General features: G+C 72.0%; 8 protein-coding genes. 5 read left to right on the forward strand and 3 right to left on the reverse strand.

The features are described from left to right. Positions 1-53: 53 nt before the first annotated feature. The 3 genes from IEY73_RS02135 to IEY73_RS02145 all read right to left on the reverse strand — a co-directional run bounded on the left by IEY73_RS02135 (position 54) and on the right by IEY73_RS02145 (position 1,951). Complete coding sequence (locus IEY73_RS02135) at positions 54-512, reverse strand: hypothetical protein (RefSeq protein WP_189077291.1); 459 nt, start codon at positions 510-512, stop codon at positions 54-56. Positions 513-573: 61 nt separating this feature from the next. After that, positions 574-1,425: a hypothetical protein gene (locus IEY73_RS02140; RefSeq protein WP_189077292.1), complete on the reverse strand. Its 852-nt coding sequence runs from the start codon at positions 1,423-1,425 to the stop codon at positions 574-576. A 169-nt stretch (positions 1,426-1,594) separates the two neighbouring features. Continuing rightward, positions 1,595-1,951, reverse strand: coding sequence for a hypothetical protein (locus IEY73_RS02145; RefSeq protein WP_189077293.1), 357 nt, complete (start codon positions 1,949-1,951; stop codon positions 1,595-1,597). Positions 1,952-2,057: 106 nt separating this feature from the next. On the opposite strand from IEY73_RS02145, the gene IEY73_RS02150 reads away from it, so the two are divergent. From IEY73_RS02150 to IEY73_RS02170, 5 genes are all read left to right on the forward strand, one after another. After that, positions 2,058-2,774, forward strand: coding sequence for a hypothetical protein (locus IEY73_RS02150; protein WP_189077294.1), 717 nt, complete (start codon positions 2,058-2,060; stop codon positions 2,772-2,774). Between the two features lie 2 nt (positions 2,775-2,776). Beyond that, the gene (locus tag IEY73_RS02155) at positions 2,777-4,495 is read left to right on the forward strand and encodes a hypothetical protein (protein ID WP_189077295.1); all 1,719 of its coding nucleotides are present in this window, start codon (positions 2,777-2,779) and stop codon (positions 4,493-4,495) included. A gap of 73 nt (positions 4,496-4,568) precedes the next feature. Further along, positions 4,569-4,895, forward strand: a complete 327-nt coding sequence (locus tag IEY73_RS02160; RefSeq protein WP_189077296.1) for an ArsR/SmtB family transcription factor — start codon at positions 4,569-4,571, stop codon at positions 4,893-4,895. Further along, positions 4,892-5,461 carry an SRPBCC domain-containing protein gene (locus IEY73_RS02165; protein ID WP_189077297.1) on the forward strand — a complete coding sequence of 190 codons (570 nt, stop codon included), beginning with the start codon at positions 4,892-4,894 and terminating at the stop codon, positions 5,459-5,461. The genes IEY73_RS02160 and IEY73_RS02165 overlap by 4 nt, the downstream gene beginning before the upstream one ends. Positions 5,462-5,724: 263 nt before the next feature. Beyond that, positions 5,725-11,880, forward strand: coding sequence for a glycoside hydrolase domain-containing protein (locus IEY73_RS02170; RefSeq protein ID WP_229715378.1), 6,156 nt, complete (start codon positions 5,725-5,727; stop codon positions 11,878-11,880). Positions 11,881-12,045: the final 165 nt, after the last annotated feature.

Raw genomic sequence — 12,045 nt, forward strand, 5'->3', positions numbered from 1 at the left:
TGGGAGGGGCAGCTCATCGGCGTGTTGCATGGCGGGCGAGGGCTACCTCCGCGTCACTGCCCGCACTGCGTGGTGGTCCACCGGAAGCTGGCGATGTTGTTGTTCGTCGATTGACCCTTGCCGTCGGCAGGTCCCCAGGTGAAGTAGTAGTAGGTCAGGTCCTGCCAGGTGTCCCCGGGGGCGATGCAGGCCCACGCGCCGGTCCCGTTGGGGTGGTAGTACAGGTTGGCGTAGTTGCCGTGCGCGCTGTTGTTCATGACCGACGACGCCCGGTTGCGGAAGCCGCCGCAGTCGTCGCCCCAGTTGTTGTCCGAATTGAACCAGGCGCAACTGGCCCCGGACTTGTAGGGCAGGTCCCAGGCGTAGAAGTAGCCGTCGCCGAGCGCCGTGGCCTGGGCCTGGGCCTGCGCCGACGGTGCGGCGGCCTGCTGTGCGTTGGCCGTGGCCGGCAGCCCCACCAGCAGCGCAAGCCCGAGGGTCGCGCCGGCCAGCAGGCCGTAGATCCTTTTCATTCGATTCTCCCCGATCGTTGGTGGTGCACCATGGCGGACTGCCATGGAGTCGTGGGCCCCCTCAGCGCGCCAGGACGACGGCCTGGGCGCGGGGGATGGCGGTGCGTTGCAGCCGCTTCCGGTCGGCGATGGCCGTGGCGTACCGGCCGTCGACCGTGCGTGCGTACTGCCGGTCGAGCCGGCGCGCGGTGCCGGACAGGCCGGTCTGGCCGGCGCACGTCGCCTCGGTGACCGCCAGCGCGACCTCTCGCCGCCGCGGCATCGGCGGGACGGCCGACAGGACCGCCGCGCGGGCCAGCGCCGGAGTGTCGTAGTCGTGGCCGGCGTCGGCCATGCACCGGCCCCATCGCGCCACCGCGCGCCGGAACCGTGCGTCGTCGGCCACCAGGCGGATGCGGACCGGGGCCAGGTTCTCGGTCACCCGAGTGGCCCGGTACCAGGTCGGCAGGTCGTCGTAGAGCCGCCGTTCCGCCTGCGACGTGCAACTGGTCGCGCTGCGCCGGGTGGTCACTCCGGACGGAAGCACCGCAGTCAGGTCGGTACGCGCGCCGGGCATGCCGTTGAGCGCGAACAAGGCTGCCGCGCGCGTCGACTCCGGCATGCGGTCCCAGCGCCGCGTGTTGGGTTCCGCCCGGGCGGCGGCGTCGCGCCGGCGTAGCAGGTCGGTGCCGTATCCGTGGGCCCGCGCCCAGCCGGGGTCGTCGACCACGTACGGGAAGTCCCGGTATCGCGGCTGCGTAGCACGAGGGACCACGGTGTAGGCGAAGCCGTGCCGCCGCATGCAGTCGCGGATCAGGAACTGCTCGGCCCGGTCCAGCAGCGTGGACTGATCCGCGGTGATGCCCGGAGGCCGGTGCGGGTCGGCGGCGTGGCAGCCGGAGACCAGCAGCGTCGTCGCGACGAGGACGGTCACCGTCCGTCCGGCCCACCCCGGTGAGCCGGTCGGGCGTTGGTTTCGTGGCATGTGGACCGGTCTATCGGCGGGTTCGGCCGTTCGCTACGGGTGCCGTCGATGGCCGAACAAACGCCGTTGTTCATGCTGGTCAGCGAATTGTTCGTGGGCGAGGGGCGAACATCGGCGATCAGATGCGATGACCGGAATCCGACTCTGTCGACGGCTTCACCGCGTTGATGTCCACCATGGGTGGCAGACGACGCGGGGGAGGCGGCGAGGTGGGTGACGGCAGCGGACCGGGCGCCACCCGGATGCGGCGGAGGGTCGTCGCCGGCACGGCGGTGGGGGTCGCGCTGGCGGTCCCGGCGGGATGGATCGCGCATTCGCCGGGCGAGCCGGATCCGGCTGCCACGCGACGACCGCCCGTGTCCGGCGCGGCCATCGCGCCCCCGGTCCGGCCGTCCACCGCCCGGCCCGTACCCCCTCTTTCCGCACCCGCGCCGTTGCCGCCGGCGCCGGTCCGGCGGCCGTCTTCACCCGCCATGACCGGCTCTTCCCCGGTTGGCACGCGGGGCATCTCGAAAAGACCCGAGCCGGGTGCCACGAAACGCGCGGGGCGGCGAACCGTACCGGCCGCACCCGGTCCGCCGGTGCCGCCGGCCCGCGCCGATGATCCGGCGCCGTTGCGGGGGCTGTTGCGGCGCGACGACCCCCTGCCCGAGGGCGTCCCGGAACAGGTGTCGTTCTTCTTCGGCGGCGGTCAGACCTGTGCCTTCGAGGGTGAGGCCCACGCGCCGAAGATCCAGCTCGGCAGTGGATCGGTGATCCCGACGGCCTTCATAATCTGCTTCTACGGATTCCGGCACGACCGGCAACTGCGCATCACCATCGCGCCCCCGGTCGGCAGAGCGATCGCGAAGACCCTGGCGCGTGGCTCGGAGGAGGGGTTCGTCTACCGCTGGCCGCGGCTGCCGAACGACCCTGCGGGGGCCTACCGGGTCGCAGCACAGCAGGGCAGCAGCACGGTCACCGAGGTGTTCACGGTGGTCCGGCCGGCAACACCTCGGCTGTGGCTCGACAAGCCGCCGGGCCAGGTCGTCCTGGGCGAAGACGTCCACATGTACGTCGCGGGCTTCCCGCCGAGCCGCACGGTCGTGCTCAATCTGTACTATTTCCACCACTACCGCACGTCGTTTCCCGTGCCGGTCGATGCGCGCGGCGGCGGGCGCGCCGTGCTGCGCACGGCTCCGGGCGACCCGGTGGCCTGCTGGGGAGTGAGCCATCCGGATCTCGGCGATTCGACGGACCCCGGCGGTCTGGGACCGACCTCGACAAACGTGTTCTGCACGACCGCGCCGGGCGGATGACGATGCCCGGCGCGGGACCGCCGGCACGGCGGGGTCGCAAGGAGGCGCTGATCGATCCGGCCGCCCCGGAACATCGACGGGTCTTCGCCCAGCGGCTGCGCGACCTGCGGATCGAGTGCCAGGCGCCGCCGTACCGGGTGCTCAGCGTGCTGTCGCACTGCGCGTCGGGCACGCTCTCCGAGGCGGCGGGTGGGCGCCGCCTGCCGACCTGGGAGACCACCCGGGCGTACGTCATCGGCTGCCTTCGCCACGCCGGGCGCGAGGATGAACTCGCCCGGGTGTTGCCGCGGTGGCGCATCGATTGGGAACATGCGGACCTCGCCGAACGGGGCCGCCACGCCGAGCGACCGACCGTCGCGGCGGCCCCACCGACGCGGCGGAGATGGCGGCGTGGCCGCCTGCTTCTCGCCGCTGTCATCCTCCTCGTGACCGCGACATCGCTGCCGGCCGGGGAGGCGGCCGGACCGGCGGCGATGACCGGCCTGTACAACATCGTGCTCGCTCCGCGCGGGTGGCACGGCGGCGACCGGTACGCCCTGCTCGCCGAGCGGCTCGACGGATCGATCGACCGCGACCTGCGTGCCTGGGCGGGCGCCATGTCGTCGGTCCAGATCCGCCGCGCGCCGTCCGAGACGGTGGCCGACGACGCGGCGGACGCCGCGCTGCGCAGGATCGCCGCCGAGCACGGCGCGGACGTCGTCCTCCGGCCGGTGTTCCGGCTCACGGCGGACCGGCTGAGCACCACGGTGGAGATCTTCATCGCGGACCGAACCCTCGCCGAGACCCCCGAATTCGCCGGGCGGCACGACATCAGCGTGAGCGAGCCCGTCGACGTCGTCGACCAGAACCTGAGCCTCAACGAGAGCCTCACCGCCGCCACGCGGCGCTACCTCAGCGCTGTCGTGCTCTTCGTCCGCGGCCTGGGCTCGTACGCGCTGGCGGATTTCCCGGCGGCCGAGCAGCAGTTCCGCCGAGCCGGCCACGAGTTCGACACCGTCGCGGGCAGCGTCGGCGACCAGCACATCCGCCGGGCCGTCCTGCATCTGATGATCGGCAACGCGGTCGGCAGACAGGATCCGGCAGGGGCCGCGGGCTACTTCCGGCGCGCGCTCGCCGAAGACCGCGGCTACCGGCGTGCGGAGATCGGCCTCGCCGAGGCTCTCCGGGCGCCCGACCCCTGCGCACCGGGCAAATCCGACGCGCGCCGGCTCCACGAGGCGATCGGCCACTACCGGCGCTCGCTGCGTCTGGGCCGAGCCGGGCGGCAGGCTCCGAACCCGCTTCTGGACGTGAAGGCGCACCTCGGCCTGGGTCTGACCGCCCAATGCCTGAGCCTGGCCGGCATCGAGCCCGGCTGGGAGCGGGCAGACGCCGAGTTCGCCGAGGTCCTTCGGCTGCAGCGGGGCGCCGACCTGACTGCTGCGGCCGACCGCCACGCCCGGTGGCTGGCCGCCGAGGCGCGGGCCGGGCAGGCGCTCGACGCCCTGGCCGGAACCGGTTCCTACGCCGAGGCCGCCGCCGGGTTCGAACGGGCGCTGGCGATGATGAACCGCATCGACGCGCTCCGCAGCACCTATCTGGAACGGAAACTCGTCTTCCTGCAGAATCTCCGCTTCGCCTATCAACACCTCGACGATGCCGACGCGACCATGCGCACCGATCGGCGGATCGCCGACACCGAACGGCGGTTGTCCGCGCTACCCGCGATCGGTGGGCGCTAGCGACCATCGGCGATGGCATACGGCATGGTTATATTCCTTGACGGTTATATTGCCGTTCGGATACTTTCGGGTCATGGTTGCCGCTCTCGCCGCGCTCGCTGAGCCACACCGCCAACAGATCCTCGATCTGCTGCTGGACGGCCCCCGCCCGGTGGGCGACCTGGTGGCGGCGTTGCCGGTCAGTCAGCCGGCCGTCTCCAAGCATCTGCGGGTGCTGCGCGACGCCGGGCTGGTCGACGTGCGGGTCGACGCGCAGCGCCGGCTCTACAGCATCCGGCCCGAGCCGCTGCGCGCCGTTGACGAGTGGCTGGCGCCCTATCGGCGGCTGTGGGCCGACCGGTTGGACGCCCTGGAACGCCACCTGGACCGGACAGCCCACACCGAGGGAGAGCCATCGTGACCCGACAGTCCGTTGAGGACCGCTACGGCAAGCTGCACACCGAGGACGGCCGCGCGGTCGTCCGCTACACGCGCCATCTGGGGCACCCGCGGGACGCGGTGTGGCGCGCGCTGACCGACGACAAGGACCTGGCCGCGTGGTTCCCCACGACCATCGACGGGGAACGGGCGCCGGGGGCGGCCCTGACGTTCCGGTTCACCGACATCGACATGCCTGCGATGACCGGCGCGATGCGCGTCGTCGATCCGCCGTCGGTCCTCGAGTTCGATTGGGGCGGCGACATCCTCCGCTTCGAACTCGCGCCGGACGGCGACGCGCGGACCGTGCTCACACTGACCGTGACGATGGCGGAGTTCGGCAAGGCGGCACGCGACGGCGCGGCGTGGCACCTCTGCCTCGACGACCTCGCCACCGACCTCGCCACCGACCTCGCCGGCGACCGGAACGACACCGAGCACGGGGACCGTTGGCGTGAGGTCAACAAGGTCTACGCGGCCCGGTTCGGCCCCGAGGCGTCAACGATGGGACCGCCGCAGGAGTGGGAGGACAAGCACGGCCCCGCCTGAGTGGTCCCTCGTCGCCTTGTCCGGGGCGGTCCCGGCGCCGTCAGCGCGCGGCGAGGTGCGTCCAGCAGCCGAGGCTGGGCACCGTAGCCGCATCCGCCCCACCCGTCCGGCTTCGGCTCCACGGCTGACAAAGGTCCATCGACTTCGATATCTTCTCGATGTTCGCCGAATTTTGTTCACGTTCGGCTGGACGACTGTTCGCCGACCCGACATGCCGCACCGGCAAGGTCATGTCGTTGGCCGACCTGGTGGGGAGTTGTTCCGTGACATCGAGTTGGTTCCGCCTCCGCGGGGAAGTCCACACCGGACCGGCGCGAGCGGCCCGCGGTCGGCGCCGGTGGCGCACCGCCGCGGTGGCCGCCGTGGTGGCCGCGGCGTCCGGGGGAGTGATCGCCTCGCCGGCGTTCGCCGCGCCCGCCGCGACGACGGATTACACGTCGTTTGTGGACCCGTTCGTGTCCACCTCCGGCGACGACGGCAACGACCTGCCCGGTGCCCAGGCGCCGAACGGCATCGTGAAGGTCAACCCGCTCACCATGCCGGGCCGCAACCACACCGGCTACGACTACCGTCAGTCCCACATCGCCGGGTTCACGCAGACCAACCTCGACGGGGTCGGCGGGTCCGGCGGCGGCGGCGACATCCTCGTCGTGCCGACCCAGGTGGAGTACGCCGCCCGGCCGTCCACCGCCTCGTACGCCCACCCGTTCACCCACGACGACGAGACCGCCGCCCCCGGCTACTACCAGGTGTCGCTGGGCGAGATCTCGGGCCGCGACGGCGCGGTGCGCGGCGGTCCGGGTGCGATAAACGCCGAGGTGACCGCGACGACCCGTACGGCGGTGCACCGCTACGCCTTCCCGGACGGCGCGGCGCCCGAACTCGTCGTCGACCTGAACAACAACTTCACCAGCCGGACCGGCTCGTCGGTCGAGGTGACGCGTCTCGACAGCGGCCGGGTCGCGCTGTCCGGCGACATCAGCGGCACCTTCAACGGCGCGTCGTACGCGCTGCACTATTACGCCGAAACCGAGCAGCCGGTCGTGTCGGTCGCGACGTGGGGATCGGGCGAGTTCGGCGACGCGGCGTCCCGGCGCGGCACCGACACCGGCGCGGTGCTGACGTTCGCGCCCGCGGACGCGGGCGAGATCGGGCTGCGGATCACGGTGTCGCCGATCACCGCGGACCAGGCGCGCGTCGACCAGCGCGCCGAGGTGGGCGGCCTCTCCTTCGACGACGTGCGCGCCCAGACCAGGGGCGTGTGGAACGCACGACTCGGCCGGGTGGACGTCTCGGCCTCGGTGCGGGCCGACCCGGACGGCACGCTGCGCCGCCTCTTCTACACCCACCTGTACCGCATGTTCGCGCTTCCGATGAACGCCACGAGCACCTCCGGCACCTATCGCGGGGTGGACGGCGTGGTGCACAAGGTCGACGAGTTCACCTACTACGACGGATGGTCGTCCTGGGACGACTTCCGGAAGTACTCGGTGTTCGCGTACGTCGATCCCGAGATGTACCGCGACATGATCCAGTCGCTGGTCTACCTGTTCGCCGACGTGCAGAGCACCGGCAAGGGCATCGGCGGGCTCACCCACTCCGTACCGACGGTGCGCTGGGAGCGTTCGGCGGTCATCATCGCCGACGCGCTCTCCAAGGGCTTCACCGGCTTCGACCGCCTCGCCCAGGCGTACCCGGCGCTCAAGGACTACGTCGGCTACTACAACGGCAACCAGCTCCGCCAGGGGTACGTCGAGAACCGCCCCGGCGACACGGTGCAGCGCGGATACGACCAGTGGGCGCTGGCGATCATCGCCGACGCGCTCGGCCGGGCCGACGACGCGAAGAAACTGCGCGAGCAGGCCGCCTTCCCGATGGCGAACCTCTACAAGCCCGGCGCGTGGACGGCGGCCGACGGCACCGAGGCCGGGCTGCTCACCCCGCGCGACGCGGACGGCGCCTGGGACGACGTCGACCACGCCCGCTTCGAGGCGGCGAACCTCTACCAGGGCACGCTCTGGCAGTACAACTGGTACCCGGCCTATGACATGGACGGCGTGGTCGCGGCCATGGGCGGCCGGGACGCGGCGCGGCGTGCGGTCACCCACTTCATGGGCGAGGACGACCCCGGCAACGGTCTCGCCATGCTGCACTCCAACGCGAACGAGATCGACCTTCAGGCGCCCTATCTGTTCAACTACGTGGGGGTGCCGAGCCTGACCCAGAAATGGGTGCGCACGATCTATACCAAGGAGAGCTGGAACCGCTACATCGCCACGGGCAGCACCGACGAATATCCCAGCGGCGGCGGCGAACTGCACCCGCCGCTCAAGACCGCGGTCTACCGTCTCGACCCGCGCGGCTTCCTGCCGACGATGGACAACGACGCGGGCACCATGTCGACGATGTTCGTCGCCGCCGCCATCGGCCTGTTCCCGGTGACCGCCGGCTCTTCGCAGTATCAGATCGGCTCGCCGTTCTTCGACCGTACGACGATCTCGTACGACGACGGACACCGGTTCTCCGTGTCGGCGGGCGGCGTCTCCGGCGACTCGTATTACGTCCAGTCCGCCGCGCTGAACGGCCATGCCTTCGGTAACACCTGGCTCGACTACCGCACGCTCATCGGCGGCGGCGCGCTGAACCTGCGGATGGGTGCGCAACCGTCCGGCTGGGGCGCGCACGGCACGCCGGCCTACTCGATGAGCACCGCCGGCGACGGCGACGGCGGCAGCACGCACGGCTCCACCGTGCACGCGTCGTCCACGACCATCGCCGCTCGCGCCGACGGCACCGTGGACGGCACGATCGATCTCTCGCTGCGCGGCGGCGCCAGGTTCGCCGGCCGGCGCGGCACGGACCTGGTCGCGACCGGCGCGGCCACGGTGACCGGCCTGCCGGACGGCGTCTCGGCCAAGGTGGTGGTCGCCGACGCCAGGAAGGTCCGCGTGGTGCTGTCCGGCTCGACCACGGTGGGCGCCCGTTTTTTCATCACCTTCGCCGACTCCGCGTTCGCCGGTCACGTGCCGGCCTCGCGGGTGACCGGCGACGGCCTGTCGTCACGCACCGCGCTGTCGATCTCGGTCGCCGAGGCGGCGCGGGCGGCGCTGCGGACGCTTGTCGACGAGGGCGTGCTGGTGCGTCAGGGCAACTATTCCTACGCCTCGTACCACGCGTTCCGGGCAGCGCTGGAACGCGCCCAGACGGCACTCGCGGACGACGCGTCGACCACCGCCACGCTGCGCACCGCGACCGAGTCGCTGAACGGCGCGATCGACGCGCTCACCCTCGACAAGGGCGGCTACCGCGTGCTGGAGGCGGAGCAGTCCGACGAGTGGTCGGGCGGCGACCTGAAGAACGAGGCGTACAACTCCAACGGCAACCTCGGCGGCGTCCGCGACGGGTCGTGGATCCGGTACCGGAACCTCGACTTCGCTGGCGTCGGGCCGAAGGCGCTGACCATCCGGTACGCGAGCAGCTATGCGCCCAGCGGCACGCCAAGCTCTGTGGAGGTGCGTGCCGGGACGCAGGACGGCCCGGTTGTCGGCCGGGCGGAGCTGCCCGGCACCGGAAGCTGGGGCGCCTACGTCACCACCCAGGCGGAGATCACCGACCCCGGGACGCTCCTGCAGGCCCGCGACGTGACGCTCGTCTTCCACGCCCCGGCGGAACAGGACTGGGTGTCCAACTTCGACTGGTTCCAGTTCCGCGCGACCGCGCCCGGGGAAGACCCCGGAAACCCGGACGCCACGCTCGATCCGCTCACCGCGCCGAACGCCGCCCAGACCGGCGACGGCCGGCTGCCGCTGAACACCTCGCGCGGGCTGTTCGAGAACGTGACCGACGGCGCGTGGGCGCGGTGGACCGGCGTCGACCTCGGCGACGGCGTGGCAAGCGTCGCCGTGTCGTACGACAAGCCCCGCTCGCGCGCGGCGTCGGACTCGCACATCGAACTGCACCTCGGCGCGGCCGATGACGAGCGCATGGTCGACGTTCCCCTGCCCTACACCGGCGACGGCTGGGGCACCCAGGGCACGGCCACGGCCGGGGTCCCCGCGTCGGTGTTCGCGGGCGTACGGGACGTGGTCGCGGTGTTCCGCTCCACCACCCACAGCGACGCGCAGCCGTACGTTGCGAACGTCACGTCGGTGACGTTCGCCAAGGCCCCCACGGGTGAGGACCCGCCGGGCGACGGCCCCGCGGACACGTCGGCGCTGACCGCCGCGATCACCGCGGCGCAGGCATTCGCCGACGACGAGGCCCGCTACGGCAGCATCGACTTCGGGGTGTTCGAGCGGGAACTCGCCGCGGCGCGCGCGGTCGCCGACCGGGGCACCGCCACCCAGTCCGAGGTGGACGCCCGGGCGCGAGCCCTGCGGCTGGCGTTCGGGCAGCTCGTACCGCGGGCCCGCCGGGCGCTGGAGAACACCGTCGGGCGGGCCGGCTCCGTGCAGACACGTCGCTACACCGAGACCTCGTGGGCCGCGTTGACCGCCGCGCTCGACGCGGCCAAGGCCGCGCTCGCCGACGGGGACGCGACCGACGCGACGCTGAACGACGCGGACGCGGCTCTCACGAGCGCGCTGTCCGGGCTGACGGTCAAGCCGAACGAGGCCCCGGCGGTGCCCGCGGCCGTCTCCATCGAGCCCGCCGCGGGCAGCGTCACGGTGCGCTGGTCACCTCCCGAGGATGACGGCGGCTCGCCCGTGACGGGCTTCCGAGTCGCCCTCGACGACCGGCACGAACTGGTCGTCCGCGATGCCGGGCAGACGTCGGCGGTGTTCACCAGGCTCCGGCGCGGCACGGTGGTGCGGGCCCGGGTGCGCGCGGTGAACAAGGTCGGGCCCTCCACCTGGTCCACGTTCACCGAACCGGTCACCGTCGGCGCCCCGGACAGCCGAGCCGGGCGCGCCGCGCCGGTCGCGGCGCCGCGTACCACGGCGGCCACACCCGGACCGTTCCCCTCGGAGGTCCTGTCGGCACGGTACGACTCGGACTCGTGGCCGGCCACGCCGGACGGCAGCCCGTACTTCGTGCACCTGCTGCGCGGCTTCCCACAGCTCGGCACCGACGTGCGCGGCGCGAACGAGAAGGTCGCGGACCTCGACTCCGTGTCGGCGTACAACGACACGAAGGCCCTGGAGATCAACGGCTCGGCGTCGAGCGCTCAGGTCAAGCGTGCCGAGAACGACGCGGACCACGGCGCGGACACCACGATGGCGGACGGGCTCGGCTCGCGGCTGGGCGACCTTTACCTTCAGGCGCGCGGCGACGGCAAGCTGCCGAAGACCGACGCGCTTCTCGGCCGCATCACCTCCGGGCTCGACGGCACCGGGGCGGCCAAGAACACGTACGCCTACCAGCGCCCGTACGTCCGCATGGGACTGGTCGGCGAGGGCGGGCTGGTCCGCGACTCGAGCAACGGCTCGTACGGCGGGCTCGCCGGCGACGGCTCGTTCCCCAGCGGCCACACGTACGGCGGCTACACGGCGGGCACGTACCTCGCCACGCTGCTGCCGGAACTCGCACCGCAGATCCTCGCGCGGACCTCGGAGTACGGCGACAACCGGATCGTGCTCGGCTTCCACTACCCGCTCGACGTGATGGGATCCCGCATGACCGGGCAGGCCACGGTCGCGCACCGGTGGGCGGATCCGGCCTTCGAGGACCTGCTGATGCAGTCGCACGACGAGATCGAGTCGGTACTGCTCGACGCCTGCCGCCAGGACGGTTTCGACACGCTGCCCGCCTGCGCGGGCGAGCCGTACCGCGGGCTCGACGCCGAGGGCGCCGAGTCGCTGTACACGCAGCGGCTGACGTACGGGTTCCCGCGGGTGGGGCGGCCGAGTGTCCCGGCGAACGTCCCCAACGAGGCCGGCGCGCTGCTGACCACCGCGTTCCCCGGGCTCACGAACGCGCAGCGGGTGCAGATCCTGGAGCAGACGGCGCTCGACTCCGGCTACCCGCTGGATCTGACCGCCGCGGGCGACCCGAGCTGGCAGCGCATCGACCTCGCGCGGGCGATGACCGCGCGGGTCGAGATCAACGACGACGGTACGGTCACGGTCACGAACTACCCGGACGAGACGAGGGCGAGCGTGGCGACCGCCTCGGCGCTGACCGTCGACCACGTGGCGGTCGACGGGTTCGACGCCGCCACGCGGACGTACATGGTCGACTGGCCCCGGAACCGGCGCCTGCCCACCGTCGCCGCGCAGCCGACCGAGAGCGGCGCGACGGTATCGGCCTCGACCGCGAGAGACGGCACCCGCGTGCTCACGGTGACCTCGGCAAACGGCGAGATCACCGGTACGTACACGGTGGTCTTCTTCCGCACCGGTGGCGACCACGGCCCGGGCCGCCCCGGCCACCCGGGCCCGTCGAAGGAACCAGCGAAGCCGGGCGGTCACAGAAAATAGGGTCGGGCCGGGACCGTACGGCCGCTCGGCACGGGATGGCACGGTTCGATGGACGCGTTGCCGACGGCGACGTACGGTCATCGAAGGGTGGCGATCGACTGCGGGGCATTGCCGCGCTCGATGTCAGGTTGACAGGGTTCACCCACCTGCCTTGGTGAAACGAGG

Source organism: Mangrovihabitans endophyticus, assembly GCF_014646155.1.
GTDB classification, from domain to species: domain Bacteria; phylum Actinomycetota; class Actinomycetes; order Mycobacteriales; family Micromonosporaceae; genus Actinoplanes; species Actinoplanes endophyticus.

Excerpts from the sequence above, each read along its gene's own strand:
- IEY73_RS02135 (WP_189077291.1), bottom strand. The coding sequence starts at position 512 with ATGAAAAGGATCTACGGCCTGCTGGCCGGCGCGACCCTCGGGCTTGCG.
- IEY73_RS02145 (WP_189077293.1), bottom strand. The coding sequence starts at position 1,951 with ATGGCGGGTGAAGACGGCCGCCGGACCGGCGCCGGCGGCAACGGCGCG.
- IEY73_RS02155 (WP_189077295.1), top strand. The coding sequence starts at position 2,777 with ATGCCCGGCGCGGGACCGCCGGCACGGCGGGGTCGCAAGGAGGCGCTG.
- IEY73_RS02160 (WP_189077296.1), top strand. The coding sequence starts at position 4,569 with ATGGTTGCCGCTCTCGCCGCGCTCGCTGAGCCACACCGCCAACAGATC.